Genomic DNA, 19870 nt, shown 5'->3' on the forward strand with positions numbered 1-19870 from the left:
TGCAGGGGCGCGCACGGAACATGTCGGCAAGGCCCGCAGACTGGTCGGGGCAGGGCGCCAATTCGTGACACGAGTCATTGGCGTCGATACGAAGTTGGGAGCAGGTCCGATCTGTCCGGATCGGGCCAGGAGTCGCACAGCGACATGAGCAACATCGTCGTCGACATCGCGGACTACGCCGTCTCGGCCGATCCGAACGCGACGATCATCACCTACTCGCTGGGCAGTTGTATCGGGCTCGCGATCTGGGATCCGGTCGCACACGTCGGCGGCATGCTCCATTACATGCTGCCGGATTCGCAGCTCTCACCCGAAAAAGCCCGCAGCAGCCCGGCCATGTTCTGCGATACCGGCGTGCCGCGACTGTTCCGCGCCGCCTACGAGCTGGGTGCCGTCAAGAGCCGGCTGGTAGTCAAAGTCGCCGGCGGCTCGCAGCTTCTGGACGACAACGGCACCTTCAATATCGGGAAACGTAACTATCTTGCCCTCCGCAAGATCTTCTGGAAGAACGGGGTCATGATCAACGCGGAAGACGTCGGCGGCAATCTGAGCCGCACGCTTAAACTTCAGCTGGCCACGGGCGTCCTCACGCTCAAGTCACGCAACCAGGAGGTGCCCCTGTGAACGTGGCTCTGCTGGATCAGGTCGTCGCGCGCGTGGACGCACTGCCACGCCTGCCGGATACGGTGCAGCGGCTGATCGCCGTCGTCAGTGATCCGGACAGCTCCCTCCGGGAGATCGTCGACGCGATCCGTTACGACCAGTCCCTCACTACGGAAGTGCTGCGCCTGTGCAATTCGGCCTACTATGGGTTGGCGCGAAGCGTTGAGTCCCTCGACGATGCCGTCTGCCTGCTCGGCACCGTGCGGGTGTTCCAGCTTGTCATGGCGGCACACGCCCGCACCCTCTTGCAACAACCGCAAAGCGGCTATGGACTGCCCGCGGGCGCCCTGTGGGACCACTCGGTCGCCGTCGCGGTGGCCGCCCAGCTCCTGGCGCGGCGCTGCACCGTCCCGCAGGCCGGGCTGCTCTTCACGGCTGGACTGCTGCACGACATCGGCAAGGTCATCCTCAACGAGTTCGTCAGCGTCGAGTACGCCCGCATCGCCGAGCGAGTCGCGGCCTACGAGGCCTCCTTCTCGGAAGCCGAGCAGCAGGTGCTGGGCTTCACGCATGCCGAGGTTGGCGCGCGCCTGGCCGAACGCTGGTGCCTGCCCGCAGCCCTGCAACACTGCATTCGCTACCACCACGAACCGGCGGGGGCCCCCGCGGCCCGGGAGCTGGTCGACATGATTCACCTGGCCGACACGGTTTGCCTGTTGCTGGGCGTGGGCACCGGGGACGATGGTCTGGCGTACCGAACTGATCCGCAGGTCCTGGCACGCTGCGCGCTGACCCAGGCGGACCTCGAATCCGTAGGCGCCGAAGCCATTGCCGAGCTTCGTTCGGTGCAGGCGCTCTTTGGCAGAAAGCAGGGCTGAAACATGGCAGCCAACGTTTTAATCGTAGATGACTCCGGAACGATGCGCGGGATGATCAAGCGCACGTTGGGCATGTGTGGTCTGGACATCGGTGCCGTCTACGAAGCCGGCAACGGCATCGAGGCGCTCGCCCGCATGCACGAGCACACCATCGACGTGCTCCTGCTCGATATCAACATGCCCGTGATGAACGGCATCCGCCTCCTGCAGCGCATCCATGACGATCCGCGCCTCTGTTCGATCCCCGTGATTATCGCTTCCACCGAAGGCAGCAGCGCCCGCATTGCGGACCTGCTGGCTGCCGGTGCCCGCGGATTTGTGCGCAAGCCCTTCAAGCCGGAACAACTGCGCGACGTTCTCGCGCCACTGCTGCCGGCCGCACAAACCACCCCCGCCACCACCCCGGAGCAGAGTGACGACGCCTTCTGACGCAGGATGCACACTGCGACCACCGCCACACGCGAAACCGAGGGGTAGACATTCCACCCGTCTGTCCAGACTGCCACGCTCCTCTTGCAGTCAATCGCGCTCCCCAACCTCCCCTCCCCAGCCGCGAGGGTTGGGGAGTGAGACGAGCATCCTCTGACTAACCCTTCTCCGACGACTTCTACCCCGATGGAACGGGGTATGGGGATTGTCTCTAGAAAACTTCTTTACTGCGCTTGACGCATGACCCGCCGGCGCGTCAAGATACCAGCAGTGTTGTCGACTGGGTCATGCGGTCGTCGACAAGACAGGATTCCCACACTACAGATTGGAGCAGACCATATGGCAAAGAAGCGTGCCACCCGAACAGTCAAGCCCAGGGGGCCCAAGTTACGCGTGGTCACCGCCGCTGCACCTGCAGCCCCCGCGGCGAGCGTCGCCGCGACATACCTCCAAGCGGCCCACCGCGAATTGCTCGGCCAGCGCGGCAGTCTCGACGCGCAGATTCTCCAGATCGAGAGCATGTTGCGGAGCTTCGGCAACCGGCCGGCGGTAACAGCGGCGGCTGTAGGTCGCGCGCCGCGCTCCGTTCAAACCGGCTCCGCTGCTTCTAAAGCCTACCGTTCCGGCTCGCTGAAGGCCCACATCGCGGATGTGCTGTCAACCGGCGGTGTGCAATCCGTGAAGGACATCGCCGATGGCGTCATGGCCAGCGGCTACGCCACCAAGAACAAGACACTCGCCAAGAGCGTCGGCATTGCCCTCACCGAGATGAAGAATGTCATCAAGGTCTCCCGAGGCAAGTTCCGCCTCCGCTAGGCCTGACCCGCTCTCCCGCTGCACGCACCGCGCGCTGCCTGGCTTGGCATCCTCCAAAGCCGTTGCGCGCGGTGCGTTGCCCGGTGGCGCGGCACACCGGCGCGTCGTACCGGGGTAGCCGGTCCGTTACCAGGTTCCATTTCCGACGCCCCGTTCCCGGGTAGAATCCCCAGCATGAGCACCACTGACTTTCTCCAAGATCTCGAGCAGCGCGGGCTGGTTCACCAAGTCTCCGCACCTACGGTGGCCGAGTTGCTCCGCACCCCGCCGACAACGGCCTATGCGGGGTTCGATCCCACGGCTGACAGTCTGCACGTCGGCAGTCTCGTTCCGCTGCTCACCCTCCGCCGATTTCAGCTCGCCGGGCACCGCCCCATCGCCCTCGTCGGTGGCGGCACCGGTCTGATCGGCGATCCCAGCGGGAAAGAGGACGAACGCGCTCTGCTCTCTGGCGCGCAGCTCGCCCGTAACCTGGCCGGCATCCGTCGGCAGGTCGAGCACGTGCTGGACACCGGCGCGAACGGCGCGATTGTCGTCGATAACGGAGACTGGCTGGGAGAGGTCCGGCTGCTCGACTTTCTTCGCGATATCGGCAAGCACTTTTCCGTCAACCAGATGATCGTCCGCGATTCGATCCGTATGCGGCTCGAAACCCGCGACCACGGCATCTCCTACACCGAATTCAGCTATGTCCTGCTCCAGGCCTACGACTACCTGGCCCTGCACGACCGCTTCGGCTGCCGGCTCCAGCTTGGTGGCAGTGACCAGTGGGGCAACATCGTCTCCGGAACCGATCTCATCCGTCGCATGCGCGGTGTCGAGGCCTATGGTGTCACGATGCCACTCGTGACCCGCGCCGATGGCAAAAAGTTCGGCAAGTCCGAGGAGGGTAATGTCTGGCTCGACCCCGCGCGCACGAGCCCATACCAGTTCTACCAGTTCTGGCTTAACACCGACGATCGTGATGTCGTGCGGTACCTCAACTACTTCACGTTCCTTCCGGTCGACGAGATCGCCGCAGCCGCAGCCGCGGTCCGGCAGTCTCCCGAGTCCCGCGCCGCCCAGCGCCTCCTCGCCGTGGAAGTCACGCGGCTGCTGCACGGACCGGCTGCCCTGCAGCGCGCCCAGCGGGCGACCAGCGTGCTGTTCGACAAGGATGCCGACTACGGCCAGCTCTCTGCACAGGAACTCGCCGAGGCATTTCATGGCGCTCCGACCAGCACCCCTGCCGCGCCACCTGCTCGGCACACCGGAGGCCGCTGTTGTCGTCGTGGTCGCCCAACCGGAGATCGCGCTCTACCCCTCGCGCGGACAGGCCCGCAAGGACCTGCCCAACGGGTCGATCTCGATCAATAACATCCCGGTCCGCGACTCCGGCCGTGTACTGACAACCGAAGATCTGCTGCCCGGCGGCTTCATCATCCTGCGCAAAGGCCGAAAGCACTTCCACGTGCTGCGCATCGCGGACGCATGAGCCCCCGAAAGCGCACGAATCCGGATCATACGACGCGCCCTTCCACACCACGGCGCGCCCGCCCCGATGCTTTTGCACCGTTGCTCGCCGCCGCGCTCGCCAGGCGCGCCACGTTGCTGCGCGCGACAACTGACACCACCTGCCGCCTGCTCCATGGGGCCGGTGATGGCTTGCCCGGCCTGGTGGTCGAACGTTTCGGCCCGGTCCTGGTCGCACAGCTCCACGAAGGCCATTTGACGCTATCAGAGCCCGAGACCCGCGGCCTGCACTTGGCTCGCCGAACATTGCGGCGCCACCGCGGTCTATCGCAAGACCTATCCGCGCGACCGTTCCGGACCACGCCCGGACCTCGACGCGCAGCACCGCCTCGCCGAGCCCTGGCTCGGACAACCGGCCCCCGCCGAGCTGCCCGTACAGGAAGCCGGTCTCACCTATCTCGTACGACCGTACGATGGCTACCTGACCGGCCTGTTCCTCGATCATCGTAGCGGCCGTGCCGCGCTCCGCGCACACGCCACCGGCCGCCGCATCCTGAACGGCTTCGCCTATACCTGTGGGCATGGTGTCGCGGCGGCGGCTGGCGGCGCTGCGGAGATCGTCCACGTGGACGTCTCCCGAAAGAGTCTGCAGTGGGGACGCGCCAACATGGCCGCAAATCGCCCCTCCGCGACCCTCCAGCGTTACCTCTGCGACGATCTGCTGACCTATCTCCCACGCGCCACGCGCCGCGGAGACCTGTTCGACCACATCATCCTCGATCCGCCCACCTTTGCGCGCGCCGGGAAACGCGGCGAGGTACTGGCGATCCCCAGCGGCCTGGGCCGACTCGTCGCTCTCACCCTGCCGGTTTTGCGCCCCGGTGGTCTCCTGCAGCTCTCGGTGAATCACCGTGGCACGTCGCGGATGGCGCTCGAGCGCCTCGTCCGCACCAGCGCCACGGCGCTCGGACGCCGCGCCCGTGTTCACACCGCTCCGCCCCTGCCACCCGATTTCCCCGGCGACCCGGACTACGCCAAGCTACTCCTGTTTCACATCGACTGACGGTGCGGCCGCCGGAGGGCGTACGATGTACAGGGGCCGCTGTTTCACCTCCTCGTACATCCGGCCGACGTACTCCCCAAGGATCCACAACACCAACAGATTCACCCCGCCCAGCACAAGCACGGCCGCCAGGATCGAACTCCAGCCCGGCACGACGTGCTGGGGGAAGAACAGTCGCGCCACAAGTACAAACACCAGGTACGCTCCCGCTGCCAGCGAAACCAAACCACCCGCGAATCCCGCCGCCCGCAACGGCCAAGTCGAGAACGAGAAGATGGCGTCACCGGCCAGCCGGAACATCGCTCGAAACGAATACTTCGAGCGCCCCGCGTGCCGCGCCGCGGCCGTATAAGGTACTTCGGTGTAGCGAAAACCGATCCATTGCACCAGCGCGCGGTTGCAGCGGCGGCGCTCGGCACACGCGAGAAATGCGTCCAATGCCGGACGGCTCAAGAGGCGAAAGTCAGCCGCCCCCGGCGTGACGTGCAGTTGCGTGAGTGCGGAGAGCACCCGGTAGAACCACAGTGAACCAGCCCGTTTCAAAGGCCGATCGTCGGCCGGTTCGCTCCGAATGGTCTGCACAACCTCGTAGCCGGCATACCAGCGTTCCAGCAATTCCGGGAGTAGTTCCGGAGGATGCTGCAGGTCCCCATCCATACTGACAACTGCCCGCCCCCGAGCGTGGGACAAGCCGGCCACGAGGGCCGCCTGATGTCCGAAGTTCCGCGACAACGCCACAAGTTTGATCCGGGGATCCTCCGTTGACCAGCGGGCGATTTCGTCCGCAGTTCCATCGCTGCTGCCATCGTCTACCAGTACGATTTCCCACGTTTCGGCACGTGGCGTCAACACCCCTGCAAGCCGTGTGCGCAGCAGGCCCAGGTTCTCCCGCTCGTTGAACACCGGGATCACGATCGACAACTGGAGCTCGGCAGCGGTCATGCGTTCCGATGATAACCTCTGCCAGCCGCAGAAGTAATCGCCTGCGGTCCGGCCTAAAAAGGGTGCCCGGGTCCGTTGACGAGCGTAGCCCGAGCGCGCAGAATCTTTCCTCGGAAATCGTGACGGCATGCACCCGTCGGCGCGGCGGGGCCGGAGCGAGTGGTTCCATTTACTGGAGTGTGGACATGTTCGGATTTGGTGGTAGCTGGTGGTCGTGGCTAATCTGGGGCGGCATCGCGGTCATCGCCTGGGCGCTGATCAGCGGCCAGAACCTGCTCGCCGGCCTCACGGGCTAGCTCACGACGCAGGCATCAGCACGCGGGCTGCATTGCGCGGCCCGCTCCATGCGACGGGTCGATTCCGAGTTGTACTTCGAGTGGAATCGGCCCGTCGCATGTATGCGCTCATCGGGGTCAGGAACCGACGTCGGATTTCGCGCGCGTTGCCCGGGGGTTGCTCGCCCCACATAATCCACTTTTCGCCCGAGCAGCGTTCCCGGAGTCGCCCCAATGCCACGCCGCTTCCTAGTCACAGCCGCCCTCCCCTATTCCAACAACCGTCTGCACGTCGGACATATCGCCGGCGCCTACCTGCCGGCCGACACCTACGTTCGTTACCTACGGGCGGTCGGACACGAAGTAAGATTCATTTGCGGCAGCGATGACAACGGCGTCGCCATCGAAATTTCGGCTTTGCAAGAGCAAACCACACCGGCCGCCATCGCGCAGCACTACCACGATCGACAACGCCTTGACTTCGCCGGACTCGGCATCGCCTTTGACGTCTATGGCGGTACCCACCATCCCGAGTTCGTCACCCTCCACGAGCGCCTCAGCCAGGAGTTCTTCACCCGGATCCACGCGCAGGGCTTTTTCCGCAAACTCCATGCCAAGCAGCTCTACGATCCACAGGCCGGACGCTTTCTGCCCGACCGCTTCGTCCGCGGCACCTGCCATCACTGCGGATTTGAGAACGCCACCGGCGACCAGTGCGACAACTGCACGAAGATGATCGAACCCCTGCTGCTCAAGAACCCCCGCAGCGTGATTACCGGCCAGCCGGCCGAAGTCCGCGAGACCACCCACTGGTATCTGCGCCTGAACCAGTTCGAGGACCGGCTCAGAGAGTGGCTCAACAGCAAGCAGGGGCAGTGGCGGTCGAGCGTGTTGAACTTCGCCCTCGGCCAGATCGAGCAGGGTCTGCCGGAACGCTCCATGACACGTGATCTGACGTGGGGTGTACCCGTTCCGCTCGACGATCCCGACGCGGCCGGCAAGGTGTTGTACGTCTGGTTCGACGCCCCGATCGGGTACATGTCATTCACGGCGGCCTGGTGCGTCCAGCACGGCGGCCAAGTCGCGGACTACACGCAGTGGTGGCACGACCCGGACACGGCCATCGTCCACTTCATCGGTGAGGACAATACGGTCTTCCACGCCCTCACCTGGCCGGCCATGCTGATGGCGGACGGGCGGGCCCAGCTCCCGGCTGCCGTGGTCGCAAATAACTTCATGAACCTGCGAGCGGGAGGCGGGGTACAGAAGATCAGTAAGAGCTCCACGGAAGCTACGGCACCCGTCTGGGTCGAGGAATATCTCAAGCAGGGTCTCGATCCCGATGCCCTGCGCTACTACCTCACCTCGATCGCGCCGGAATCCGCCCGCACAACGTTCGATCCGCAGGAATTCGTCCAGCACAACGATGCGGAACTGGTCGGCGCCTTCGGGAACTTCGTGAACCGCATGCTCACCTTCGTCGCAAAGAACTTTGACAAGCGCGTGCCGGATGCCACGGCCGCCGCTGCGCCCGAGCGGGCACTCATCGCAGCCGGCGACGAAGCCCTGCAACGTTGCGGCACCTGCCTCGCGGAGTTCCGTTTCCGCGCCGCACTCGAGGAGGTCATGGCCTACGCCCGCCGCTGCAACCAGTACGTCGCCGAACGGGCTCCCTGGGTAAGCCGCACGACCGCCCCGGCCGAGTGTGCCGCCACGCTCGCCACTTGCATCCACGCCATGCATTACCTCGCGGTGATGGCGCATCCGTTCATGCCCGGCGCTGCCGCGCGTCTGCTGGCGATGCTCAATCAGCCCGCGGAGCCGATCCGCTGGGTCGCACCGCCACCACCGCAGACCGGCGCACCGCTGGGCGAACCGCGCATCCTCTTCGCCAAACTGGGCTCGACCCAATCTTCCGGAGCATCCACATGATCCGACTCGGCGTCCGCCCCACTGTACGACGGACAGTCTGTGTTCCGGCGCTGCTGATACTCGGCTTTGCGGTCATCATCACCGGGTGCCGCCGGCCGCCGGAAACCGCTGCCCCGCTGGCGTTCGATGTGGACACAACCACCCCGGTCGCCGCTGCACAGAGTACGCTGCGCGGCCTGACCGCCCAGCTCGCGGCGAGCACCCAGGGAAACCGCGCCGCCGCCCACGCTACACGCGACCGCCTGATCGCCACCCTCATGGCCCGTGAAGAAACGTACGCCCGCTACCGCGCCCGTGCCGGCGTGGGTGCCGTGGAAATGCCTCTATTTCTCGCGCGCCTGGTGGACAACTGGGCGGCAGCCATCGCTTACTACGCGGCCGATGTACGCTATGACGAGGCCCGCACCGTGCCCCGCGCCAATGATAGTTCGAAAGCGGAAATCGCCATCCCTGCCCACGGCCCCAACGACGACGCTCTCATCGGCATCTGGCTGCAGCGCGATGCACAAGGCGCCTGGCGCGTCACCGCTCTTCAATTCCTGTCCCGAGATGCCGCCACGACAACCCCGGCAACACAGACAGCACCTGCCACTCAGCCCAACCCCTCGGGCGCGTAGCAGTGTTACAACAGGTGCCGCTGCGACGCATAGAGTTGCTCGAGGCGTTCGCGCGCTCGGCCGTCCTCGGCATCCGGACCGTCCGGATCACACACCAGCGCTTCAAACAGCACCACCATGCGCTGCCAGTCGCGCAAACTGATGTACTCACTCCCGATCTTCTTGCGCGACACATCCATGTTGTGGTAATTGCCCAAGGCGACGCAGATGCCCGTCGCCTCATACCCCAACGCGATGAAGGGGTACGCCTCGCACGTGCCACCATCCATCAGCTTGCGCTGTACGCGGAAGTCCTTCTTCTGCTTTGCCAGCCCCGCCGCGACGCGCTCGCAGAAGGCCGTCAACCGCGGCGTGAAGATGCTCGAACGGTCACCCACCCGCAGGATCGGCCCGCCCCCCAGTTCCGCCCCGGCCAGTGCGCTGCTCGTCTCCACCGAGATCACCGGCACAGCGCGCGGAATTGTCCCTGCCTTAGCCGCCGCGATGGCGCCGATAAACCCCACTTCTTCGGCCCGCGTGAAGAGCACATGCACCTCCCCCGCCGCGCGGCGCCGACTGAGCTGCTTCAGCAGCAGCACCAGTGCCGCGACACCCGCGACATCATCACAGCCCCGCGCTACCACCCGGTCACCTCGCAGCACCGGCTCCGGCAGGTCCCACATCCCCGGCGCGTTCGGCGGGACCTCCCCGGACACCCGAATCTCCGCCTCTTCCACCACCGCCGGCCAGCCCCGCCGGTTTGCCTGCTTCAACTTCAACTTCTCGATGCGGCCACGCCGCCACTCTTGGCCATCCCAGAAACGCACCCGCGCTCCAGGGAAATATTCCGGCCGCACACCACCCCGAAACACCGCCCGCACCCGCCCGTGACCGATCATTTCAAGCGCTACGAAACCCGGGTGATCCGTATGCGCCACAAAAGCCAGCGGACGCCGCCGCCCAGGCCGCGACCGATAATGCGCGTGCAAATTCCCGGCCTCATCCTGCCGCACCCGCACCCCCGGCAGGCCCTTGAGCGCCTGCTTCAAATACGCCAATACGGCGTCCTCGACAAACGCTGCGGTCGGCAGGGCCAGCAACTCACCAAGCACTCGCGGTAACGGCATGGGTAGATCTCCGTGCAGGTGCGACGCATCCTACGGCGCTCCCCCGGACCGGCCAAGCGGCGCACCCAGCATGGATCACTCTCAAGCACGCCTCCGCAGACCCAGGCGCCAATCATTTGGACGCCTCTCGTTGACGGTCACGCACGCCCCGATCCCAATACCTTTCCGAAAACGCTCCCGACAGAATTCTCGTGCCCCGCGACGGAATCCTATCGCGGGGGTGAGAATCGTGACCGGGACTCCGGCCGGACGCCGTCTGTAGAAGTGAATAGGAACGAGGTGCGACGCGAGATGACCAGCGTGCCGCTCGACGGCGAAATCTTCCGCCAAATGGTCGCCAGCGCACGCGAAGGCGACCGTGCGGCTGCCGAACGCCTGGTGCGGGAGCATGAGTCGTGCGTCCGCAGTGCCATCTACGCCGTTACCGGGCGCAGCGACCGCGTCGATGACATCGCGCAGCAGGTCTGGACACGCGCGTGGGAGCGACTCCACACGCTCGACAATCCAAGCCGGTTGCGTCCGTGGCTCTATGCCATCGCTCGCCACGCGGCAATTGATGACGGGCTCGTACAGCGTCGTCACATGCGGCGCAGCGTCGCACTCGAAGACGGCAACGCACTGCCCGCGCGGGATACCACCCCGGCGGCTGTCCTGGCAAAAAGCGAGTTGCAGGAAACGCTACTTCGCGCCGTACAGGCCCTGCCGGCCCACTACCGCGAACCGTTTGTCCTGCGGCACCTGGAAGATTGGAGTTATGCGGAAATCGCGGAGGCCCTCGATCTCTCCGTCGATACCGTGGAAACCCGGCTCACCCGCGCGCGGCGCTTGCTGCGCGAGGCCCTGGCCGGAAAGGTGTGATGCGATGACTCCCGAACAGGATCGATTGGAGCACCTGTTTTCGCGCTTCCTCGACGACGAATGTACATCCGAGGAGCGCGCACTGGTCCGTCGCCTTATACGGACCGACGCCACGGCCCGGGCGCTCTTTGACGAGATGCACGCGCTCGACCTGGCGGTCGGTACGGCACTGCGGACGGCACTGCGGCCGGCGCTCCGCCTGCACAACGATCGCTGGCGCCCTTGGCGTCAGATCGGGATGGCCGCCGCCGCCTGCCTCGCGTTTGTCCTCTTGCTCCCACCGGCAACGGAACCTCTGGCCACCACGCCAGGTGTCCGCCCCGGAACCGCGGCCGCGACGGCTTCCTGGTTTGTCAATGGCAATGATCCGGTGCGGGACTGGATCGCTCCGACGGACCCGTCCTACGAGCGCCCCGAGGTGCGAGTGCGCGGACTGCGCAGCGACTGGGTGGTCATACCCGGCGAGGCGCCGGATCAGTACTTTCTCATTGAAGTGGAGCACGTGGGCCTGCACAAGCTGCGGGTGCACGCGGACTTCTGACCCCGCACGATGAACAGTCTGAGAACTGCATAAGGAGTGTGGCGATGTTGCTGAACCTGTTGTGGATCGCGCTGGCGAGCACCCTGTTCACTTCGACGAACCCGCCGGATGCCCCGCCGGATGTCGCCGGCGGCGCGGTCCTGGTGCGTGCAACCGGCGCAACCTTCACGGTCGACGATGCGAACCCGGCCGTCATCACCTGGCAAGCCAAAGTCGAAACCGACGACGAAGACAGCGGCAATCCCGCCAAGCGGCGCCAAGTCCTGTTCCTGTCGACCACCGAACCCGGAGAGACGCTTCCGGCCGTTTGGCTCGGCGTGCGCATCACTCCGGTTCCCGCACCGCTCGCCGCCCATCTCGGAGCGCGGGGCGTGATGGTGGGGAATGTCGTGGTCGGCAGTCCCGCGGACACCGCCGGACTCCAGCAGTACGATGTCATAACCCAGGTCGGCGACGCCTCCGTAAACGCCCCGGGGGAACTGCTGCACACCCTCGCGTCCTATGCAGCCGGCGACACCCTCACACTGCGAATCATCCGGCAGGGACGCGAGTCCACCGTGACACTCCCCGCCGTGGCCCGGCCGGCCGAGGCATCACAGGAACTCAAGTTTGACGAGCCCGAAGACGTGCTGATCAACCGCGACGTGCGCCTGCGCGGACGGGTACTGCAACTGGGGCCCGATGGCAAGTGGCTCATGCAGGACCTCGGTCAGATGCAGCAGTTGCCGGACGTACTCCAGGATCTCGATGCGTTGAATTTCGACCTGAAGCTTGACCTTGATCTACCGGACGGCTCCGCCTTCTCGCCCAAGGGCCCGTGGATTTTCCGTTCCCTGCGCGATGGCCTGCACACCCTGGCATTGCCCGATGGTACCGTCGATGTGCGCTTGCACCTGTTTGTGAATCGCGACGGCACGACGACGCGTATTGAAAATGACGCCGACGGGCGCATCCATGTTACCCGTGTGGATGCCGATGGGAATGAGACTACTGCTCTTTACGATTCACCGGAGGCGTTCAAGGAGGCCGATCCAGGGGCATACGAACTATACGACACGCACCTGCAGAAGGGACTGCCCGACATGCGTCAGTTCCGCCCGTTCGGCCGCGACCTTCTGCGGTTGCGCGACCACTTTCAACTCGACGTGGAGAAGCGGTTGCGTGAAGCGCTGGAGCTCGAATCGGCCGCGCGCGAGAGCGCCCTCCAGGCACGTGACCAGGCCGCCCAGCTAGCGCGAGAATTGCGTCAGCACGTTCACACTTACACCCGGAACCGCGACGGTGGGATCAATAGGAGTAGGCACCAGCTTACCCTGCGCGACGACGGCTCCATCGAAGTGCGCACCGAGCGCGACGGTGAGGCCGTGATCTACCAGTTTGAGAGTAAGGCCGCGTTCCAGGCGGCCCAACCCGAACTGTACTCCCGTCTGATGGAACCACTCGCGGAGGAGTAATCCCGGCAAGTCGTCGTGGCAACGCCGCGCGATACATCCCGTCGCAAGCGGTCGCAGCGCGTCCATAAGATGCGCTGCGACCGTGTGTTTCTGGTCGACTGAACCCTGGAAGCTTCCAACGTCCCCGAATTCCCGGGCGGTTGGCGCCACACCCCCTCCCTCTTCCGGATAAAACCGTTTCATTGTAGGATATTCACCGCAACCGGCGGGCGCCCGCCAGTCCGGCCCCCGCGGGCCGGCCGCTCCCGGCCCAGGAATTCGCCAGGAGTATCTTGATGCCACTGATGACCACGCGGCCCATGTTCGACCTTGCCTACGACGGCGGCTTCGCCGTCGGCGCCTTCAACGTCAACAACATGGAGATCACCCAGGCCATCATCAACGCCTGTGCCGCCGAGTCCGCCCCGCTGATTCTCCAGCTCTCCAAGGGGGCGCGCCAGTACGCCGATATCCGCTACCTCCGCAAGATTATTGAAGCCGCCGTTGAGTCCCACCCTGAGTTGCCCATCGCCGTCCACTGCGACCACGGCGACACTCTCGGTCTCATCCAGACCTGCATCGCCGACGGTTACACTTCCGTGATGATCGACGGCTCGCACGAGCCCTTCGAGGAGAACGTGCGCCTCACCCAGGCCGTCGTCGAGGTCGCGCACGCTGCCGGCGTCGTCGTCGAGGCCGAACTCGGCATGCTCGGCGGCATCGAGGAAGACGTGGTCGGGCTGGATGCGGCCGAGTACGAAGCTCGCATCCAGGAGTTTCTCACCGACCCCCAGCAGGCCGCCGACTTCTGGAAGCAGACCGGCGTCGACAGTCTTGCCGTCGCCATCGGGACGAGCCATGGGGCTTACAAGTTCCGCCACGAGGCCAAGCTCGCCTTCGACCGCGTGGAGCAGATCATGAAGACGTGCCCTGGTCTGCCGCTCGTCATGCACGGCTCCTCCAGCGTGCCAGCCGAGTTCATCACGCTGATCAACAACTACGGCGGGCGCATGCCCAACGCGATGGGCGTCCCCGAAGAGCAGATCCGCATGGCCGTTACCAAGTACGGCGTCTGCAAGGTCAACATCGACACGGATCTGCGTCTCGCCCTGACCGCCAAGATCCGCGAGGTCTTCGCCACCAAGCCGGACGAATTCGATCCGCGCAAGTACCTGGGACCGGCCCGCGATGCGATCCAGGCCATGGTGCAGCGCAAACTCCACGTGCTGAACTGCGCCGGCAAGGCCGAGGCCGTCGTCGCCCACTGGAAGAAGCTCGGCAGCCCCGTCCCCACCCACTACGACCGCTAAGACCGCTGAGAATAGAGCCGCGGGTGCGCACTCTGCAGTGCACACCCGCGGACATGTTCCAGCATGCTCTGGCCGAACCCGCCGCTACTCGCGCGGACTGAGTTGCACGAACGTCAGCAGGACGCCGGCTTCCTCCGTCGAGATCGTCATCATCCCCGGCGCACTGTACTTCTGCAGCACGGCCGCCTTCTCCATGTCTCCACCCATCTGCTCGGCCATCTGCTGGCCGATCATCATCATCATCATACCGCCGATGTCCGGCATGCCGCCGCTCATCAACTGGTCGGAGTTCTTCACATAGTCCGTGACCGCATCCATGAAGCGGTTGTTGTCGATGTAGAACTGGAACCACGACTGCTCAGGCACCAGGCGCGCCAGCCGCTTCCACTGGTTCGTTTCGGCCAGCGGGTCGCCCGTGCCCGCGTCGATCCCGCGTTCGATCCCGGACCCGTTGCCGATCATCAGGCGATCCGAACCGACCGCCAGTGAGATCGTTCCCATGAAGGGAATCGGTACGTCAAAGACCTGCGTGCCGCGCACATCCCGACCCTGCAGCGGCATCATCGTGATATCCGGGTTGCTGATCACCCTGAGCAACGCGCCCTGGTCGCGGTGTCCCAGCGCCAACAGCATCCGCATTCCGTTCGGCGTGAACGGCCGCGCGTAGTTCATCGAGAAAGTCAGCGGCCCGCCGAGGTGGTCGACGAACTCCTTCCGCCAGTTGAACTTCACACCGCTCGGCAATTCCACTTCCTGCGCCTTGACGAACTCGTCCGCATCCGCCGGGTCGCCCTGCCGGATGATGGCTTCGATCTCATCGAGCAGCTTCGAGATGTTGAGATTGCACAAGCCGTAGAAGATCGTGTCCGCCGCCACGGTCGCGGGCGGCGCAGTGGGGCGATTCTCCATGCTCAGAATTCTGGCCAGACCAGTGCGGTTGCCCTTCATCAGCATGAGCAGGTCAATCTTGTAGTCGAAAGATGACTTCCCGATGCGGGCCTGCGCCACGATGCTGCCCAGCCCGTCGGTCCCCATCATCTTCAGCCCGGTTCGCAGGTCCTCCAGCTCGCTGGAGTCGGTCGCCGCCTTCACCAGCTCGACGATCTGCGGAATGTTGATCAGCATGCGGATGTTGCCGTTCGGCTTCAGGTGCCGCAGCAACGCCTTGTGATCATCATGATTCGCCAGCGAATCGCTCGCGCGCTCCTGCCGCAGGATCGCCCGCACCCGCTCCGGCGTGTCGGCGATAATCAGCCGATCCGGCGTCAGACACAGCGCCAACTTCTCCGGCAAGTTGTCCGCCGAGAAGATCTCGTTCATGGCTTCACGCACGATGGCCGTCGGATCACCGCCAAACGGACTTGCGCCGAAACCCCCGAAATCCTCCTCCTCCAGATCGGGACTCTCGGTGTCCGCCCCTTTCTTGTCCGGATCCGTCACGATCACATCGACCGGTTGCCCCTCGATCGTCTGCGTCTCGTGTGACTTGGCATACGTCTTCAGCCGGGTAACGGCCCCGTCGTAGTACTTCCGCATCAATTCGGCATCGCCGACACCCGCAACCAGCGCGCCCGACATGTCCTCCGGCTTCGCTCCCGGTGGTACGTGCAGGTACACCGCCAGCGGGCCCGCGAACGGGTTCTTCAGTTGGTCCACCGAGGTGTCCAGCATGCCCGCCAGCCGCTTCTTCAAGTCGTCGATCAGGCCAGTGGCGAACTGCATGTTCGGCAGCGCGGTAACCGCCTTGTCGTTCATCATTTGTGCGGCGGCGGTCTTCTCCCAGTCCGCGAGTACTTCCTGAACGTCCGTGATCCCGACGTAAAAGACAGCGTCCCGCGGCACCCACTCCGCCGGATCGCGCGCTTCACCGCGCGGCGCCTGGGCCCACGCTGCGCCGGCCACCGCCAGCAACGCGATGAATGATAGGGTCCGGGTACACCGACCAAGCTTCGTTTTCATCGAACCATCCTTCCTGCCTGAGGTTGGCTTGAGTACGTCTGTTGCAGACCCCTAGTCTCCTGCGCCCGTTGCCGGGGCACGAAGAAACGTCGGGGCTTCCTGATTCTGTCGCGACGCCGGCTGCAGATAGCGATAGCCGGCCTCCGAACTCTCGCTGTTGAAGGCGAACGCGTCGCGATTCCGTAGAAAGTCGATCACATACCGCACGGGTATCGCGAAGCCCAGCCCTTCGGCCGACGGGATTCCCATGTTCGTCACGCCCACCACTTCGCCACGCGTGTTGAACAGCGGTCCCCCCGAGTTGCCCGGGTTGATCTGCGCCGTCATCTGGATGTAGGTCAACCCTTCGAACGCCCGGTTGCGCTTGCTGACAATCCCCTGCGAGACCGTCCGCTCCAGCCCCAGCGGATTGCCGATCGCGAATACCAGGTCGCCATCGCGCAGATCGCTCTCCTCCGCCAAGTAGGTGATGACCGGTTCGTAATTCTCCGGGAACTTCACCCGCAACAGCGCGAGATCGAGAAACGAATTCGTCGCGACGATCTCCACTTCCTCGAACTTCTCCCGCCGGAATTCCGCCCCCACCTGCCGAAAGACCGTCACCGCCAGCTTACTTTCCCCTTCCACCACGTGGAAGTTCGTGATCAGGTGTCCCTCCATGCTGATGAAGAACCCGCTCCCCAGTCCCGTCGGCGACGACACCAGCACCACCCCCTCTCCAAACCGCTCCGTCAGCTCCTTCACGCTGCGCGGCGGCAGGTCGGCCGTGCTGTAGATATCCTCGGTCTGCCGCACCTGGGCGGCCTGCGCGCCCTCTTCGTCAGCCCGGATCTCGCGCACGTTGCTCCGCGGAATCGACAGCACGTCAAAACCGAGGTCAATCACCACCCGGTCCGCCGTCTCCCGCAGCACCTCCGCCCGGATCGTCTGGCCATCGCGCAAAACTACGATCGCCGCTTCTGCCAGCGGCACCCCGGCCAGTCCCACCAGTGCTACCGCTGCGAATCGCAGCCGGCGCAATCTTCGCCAGTCCGCTCCCGCCTCAACCTGTGCACGCATATCCAGAATTTCCTTTCTCCCGCGGCAAGCCCCTTTCGGCCCAGTGCCCGCCGCACGCTGTTCAATCCCGCGCGTATTCGCATCCTAGAATGCCCCACTGCCCCGCACAAGCTCAGGGTCTGTCGGGTCCTGTCCGAAACTGTGGCCTCGATTCCACGCAAGCGGCGCATGTGGAACGGGTTAGCACCCCGTAGCGCCCACCATGCGCCTGGTCACTCACTGTCACCCGCTGCCACCGCCTCGACAATCCGCTGCCGCACCTCGTTGAGCTGGTACGCACGCACATCCCGATCATCGTGCACCGCAAACAGCGCCCCACCCTCGAATGGCCCGAAACTCTCCGCCCAGACGGCGATACCGTCTGTGTTCGCGACCGTCGGCGCACCCGTGAACGATGTCACATGGCGACCGCCAACCCGTGTGAAGGCGTGCCAGACGGTCAAGTCCTTCCGCTGGTCAGTCAACAGCAGGTACCCACCCTCTGGACCGTCGAGCAGCACGACCCCCTCCGGATCGCCCTGCACCAGGCCTGCGCCCAGGATCTCCCCCAGGAATCGCCCCGCCCGGTCGTAGACTTTCACATTCTTCGGCGGCTCGTCACACACATAAACGCGGTTGTACTTGTCGTCCACGACGATGGACTCGATCTCGTCCAAGCGTCCCGGCCCCTGCTCGTCTCCGAACCACGCCACCAACTCGCCCGTCACCCAACCCCCGACGTGCCCAAGGACATAGACCTTCACGCTCTCCGCCGCCGGCACCTCGGTATCCGTCACGTACAGGTACACCCCGCCGTCCCGGATCGACACCGCCGCCCCATACGGCCGCCGCAGTTCGCCAAGCCCGAAGATTCCGGCGGGGGCCAGGGAGTCCGGCCGAAACGCCTGTACGCGCGCATTGTCCCGCTCGACCACGAGCACGAACGAGGATTCCGCGGACGCCCCCGACGGGCCAGGAAATGTAACGGTCACGATGCCATTCGGATAACGGAATGCGCCCGGCCCGGTACCCGTGCTACCGAACGCCGCCAGATGCCGCCCAGTCGCCGCATCGTAGGCATCCACACGGTCACCACGCTTCGCAGTAGCAAAGATGCGCACAGTTCCATCGACCAGGCGCGCCGCCGCCAGGGAATCGGTAGCGTCATACGCAATGGGCTCCGACGCCCATACTTCTGCTACCGTCCCCACACGCTGATCGCCGCGTTCCGGCGCGGGCGGGTGGGTTTGTGTGCAGCCCGTCAAGAGTAACGGGGCGATCACCACTGCAACCAGCAGGGGCGGCAGTTGACGGTGGTATTGCCGGTTCGGCATGGCGACTGGACTCCTGAGGTAACAGAGCGCGGCATCCTCCGGCCGCGTGAGCACAACGGGGAGCAGGGTACCTCCTCCTGACGCTTGCGGCCATGGCCGCGCAGACTTGCCGGGGATGCTTACTCACTATGAATTAACGACATCTCCGCAAAGGGTTAACTAAGCGCTCACACATTCAAGATAGATTCTGTTCGTGGGTGTTGTGCAAGGCCCTGCCGTGGCGCATGCCATCCTTACCCTGAGATGCGCCTGCTCTTGGTGCGCAAACGGCAACGTCGAGCGCGCAAGCTGGTTTCCCCGGATCCGTCATTAACGGCCATAGACTACGGAGGCGACGTGTGATCGTGCCAACGTCCCGCCGACATGGCGGCTTCACTCTCATCGAACTGCTCGTGGTCGTCGCGATCATCGCGCTCCTGATTTCCATGCTGCTGCCCGCGTTGCGCAACGCGCGTGAGCAGGCCAAGCAGGTCAAGTGTGCCGCGAATCTGCGCAGCTTCGGCCTGGGCTTCCATGCTTACGGCAATAGCAACCGCGATTTCTCGTGCAGTGGCTCGTTCGATCCCGAGATCTCGAACGGTCGCGACGGGCCGGTTGACCGCGTCGGCTGGGTCGCCGACCTGGTCAATGGGGAGTACGCCTTTCCCGGCCAGCAGCTCTGCCCGTCCAATCCCGCACTATACAACCAGAAGCTCGGCGTGATGGCCGCCGGTGCCAATTCGTATGGCGAGGAGGAGGCCCGCGACCTGGTCCAGCGCGGCTACAACACGAATTATTGCCAGTCGTGGTACATGGGCCGCACCGAATGGAATCCTGCTTCCAACGACTACAACCTCCGGCGTGTCCGGGCCACCCGCGGCCCGCTCCAATTCGGCCGGTGGGTCCGTGCCGGGGACGCCCGTATCCCCCTGCTGGGGGATGGCCGCACCGACCTCGACAACGTCGTCCTGGGCCAGCGTTCCGTGAAGACGATGATCGACGGCCCGTTCGGCGGCCCCTATGGCATCCAGAACTACGCCGACTTCGGCCCTGCTCACGGCTTCGGTAGCCACTTCGGCACCAAGGACCACAACCGCATCCGGGCCAATGTCCTTTTTGCCGACGGCCATGTCCGCATCTTCGAGGATCGCGATCGCGACGGGGAGTTCGCGATTGATGACAGTGTGTTCCCACCGCGCCAGAAGGACCTCAACGAGTCGATCGTGTTCGACGGCGTGCTCAGTATCGGCCGCCGCTCGGAAAGTACATGGGAACTGCGCTAGTTCGGGGGCGCGCCGCCACTCG

Annotated in this window: 17 protein-coding genes and 1 pseudogene; 13 read left to right on the forward strand and 5 right to left on the reverse strand. The window is 64.8% G+C overall.

The window, feature by feature from the left end:
* The first annotated feature begins 144 nt into the window (after nt 1-144).
* The 6 genes and pseudogenes from IPM18_03965 to IPM18_03990 all read left to right on the forward strand — a co-directional run bounded on the left by IPM18_03965 (nt 145) and on the right by IPM18_03990 (nt 5241).
* Nucleotides 145-624: a chemotaxis protein CheD gene (locus IPM18_03965; GenBank protein MBK9118745.1), complete on the forward strand. Its 480-nt coding sequence runs from the start codon at nt 145-147 to the stop codon at nt 622-624.
* Nucleotides 621-1481, forward strand: a complete 861-nt coding sequence (locus IPM18_03970; protein ID MBK9118746.1) for an HDOD domain-containing protein — start codon at nt 621-623, stop codon at nt 1479-1481. The genes IPM18_03965 and IPM18_03970 overlap by 4 nt, the downstream gene beginning before the upstream one ends.
* Nucleotides 1482-1484: 3 nt before the next feature.
* A complete protein-coding gene (locus IPM18_03975) occupies nt 1485-1910 on the forward strand; it encodes a response regulator (GenBank protein ID MBK9118747.1) in 426 nt (141 codons plus the stop codon).
* Between the two features lie 339 nt (nt 1911-2249).
* Nucleotides 2250-2726 (forward strand): hypothetical protein, encoded by a 477-nt coding sequence (locus tag IPM18_03980; GenBank protein MBK9118748.1) that lies wholly within the window; start codon nt 2250-2252, stop codon nt 2724-2726.
* A 174-nt stretch (nt 2727-2900) separates the two neighbouring features.
* Nucleotides 2901-4200: pseudogene (locus tag IPM18_03985) on the forward strand (tyrosine--tRNA ligase).
* A gap of 405 nt (nt 4201-4605) precedes the next feature.
* Nucleotides 4606-5241 (forward strand): class I SAM-dependent methyltransferase, encoded by a 636-nt coding sequence (locus IPM18_03990; GenBank protein ID MBK9118749.1) that lies wholly within the window; start codon nt 4606-4608, stop codon nt 5239-5241.
* Here the strand turns inward: IPM18_03990 and IPM18_03995 are convergent.
* Nucleotides 5218-6183: a glycosyltransferase family 2 protein gene (locus tag IPM18_03995; protein MBK9118750.1), complete on the reverse strand. Its 966-nt coding sequence runs from the start codon at nt 6181-6183 to the stop codon at nt 5218-5220. The two genes, IPM18_03990 and IPM18_03995, sit on opposite strands and share 24 nt — an antisense overlap.
* Nucleotides 6184-6692: 509 nt before the next feature.
* Here IPM18_03995 and metG point away from each other — a divergent pair.
* Both metG and IPM18_04005 read left to right on the forward strand, forming a co-directional pair.
* On the forward strand, nt 6693-8390 hold the full coding sequence (gene metG / locus IPM18_04000) for a methionine--tRNA ligase (protein ID MBK9118751.1): 1698 nt from the start codon (nt 6693-6695) through the stop codon (nt 8388-8390).
* Nucleotides 8387-9007: a hypothetical protein gene (locus IPM18_04005; GenBank protein ID MBK9118752.1), complete on the forward strand. Its 621-nt coding sequence runs from the start codon at nt 8387-8389 to the stop codon at nt 9005-9007. Before metG ends, IPM18_04005 begins: the two co-directional genes overlap by 4 nt.
* Before the next feature lie 5 nt (nt 9008-9012).
* Here IPM18_04005 and IPM18_04010 read toward each other — a convergent pair whose 3' ends face one another.
* Nucleotides 9013-10113 carry a hypothetical protein gene (locus IPM18_04010; protein MBK9118753.1) on the reverse strand — a complete coding sequence of 367 codons (1101 nt, stop codon included), beginning with the start codon at nt 10111-10113 and terminating at the stop codon, nt 9013-9015.
* A gap of 291 nt (nt 10114-10404) precedes the next feature.
* Here IPM18_04010 and IPM18_04015 point away from each other — a divergent pair, with 291 nt between their 5' ends.
* The 4 genes from IPM18_04015 (at nt 10405) to IPM18_04030 (ending at nt 14255) form a co-directional block, all read left to right on the forward strand.
* Entirely contained in the window at nt 10405-10971 is a 567-nt protein-coding gene (locus IPM18_04015; GenBank protein MBK9118754.1) for an RNA polymerase sigma factor, read from the forward strand.
* Between the two features lie 4 nt (nt 10972-10975).
* Entirely contained in the window at nt 10976-11512 is a 537-nt protein-coding gene (locus tag IPM18_04020; protein MBK9118755.1) for a hypothetical protein, read from the forward strand.
* A gap of 44 nt (nt 11513-11556) precedes the next feature.
* Nucleotides 11557-12966: a PDZ domain-containing protein gene (locus IPM18_04025; protein MBK9118756.1), complete on the forward strand. Its 1410-nt coding sequence runs from the start codon at nt 11557-11559 to the stop codon at nt 12964-12966.
* Between the two features lie 275 nt (nt 12967-13241).
* Nucleotides 13242-14255 (forward strand): ketose-bisphosphate aldolase, encoded by a 1014-nt coding sequence (locus tag IPM18_04030; protein ID MBK9118757.1) that lies wholly within the window; start codon nt 13242-13244, stop codon nt 14253-14255.
* Between the two features lie 84 nt (nt 14256-14339).
* On the opposite strand, the gene IPM18_04035 is transcribed toward IPM18_04030, so the two are convergent.
* From IPM18_04035 to IPM18_04045, 3 genes are all read right to left on the reverse strand, one after another.
* Nucleotides 14340-16214, reverse strand: coding sequence for a hypothetical protein (locus IPM18_04035; protein ID MBK9118758.1), 1875 nt, complete (start codon nt 16212-16214; stop codon nt 14340-14342).
* 51 nt (nt 16215-16265) lie between these two features.
* Nucleotides 16266-17273 carry a trypsin-like peptidase domain-containing protein gene (locus IPM18_04040; protein ID MBK9118759.1) on the reverse strand — a complete coding sequence of 336 codons (1008 nt, stop codon included), beginning with the start codon at nt 17271-17273 and terminating at the stop codon, nt 16266-16268.
* A 212-nt stretch (nt 17274-17485) separates the two neighbouring features.
* Complete coding sequence (locus IPM18_04045) at nt 17486-18586, reverse strand: hypothetical protein (GenBank protein ID MBK9118760.1); 1101 nt, start codon at nt 18584-18586, stop codon at nt 17486-17488.
* Between the two features lie 338 nt (nt 18587-18924).
* Between IPM18_04045 and IPM18_04050 the strand changes: the two genes are divergently transcribed.
* Nucleotides 18925-19848: a type II secretion system protein gene (locus IPM18_04050; protein MBK9118761.1), complete on the forward strand. Its 924-nt coding sequence runs from the start codon at nt 18925-18927 to the stop codon at nt 19846-19848.
* Nucleotides 19849-19870: the final 22 nt, after the last annotated feature.

The sequence above is a fragment of the Phycisphaerales bacterium genome (genome assembly GCA_016716475.1).
Lineage (GTDB): Bacteria > Planctomycetota > Phycisphaerae > UBA1845 > Fen-1342 > JADJWG01.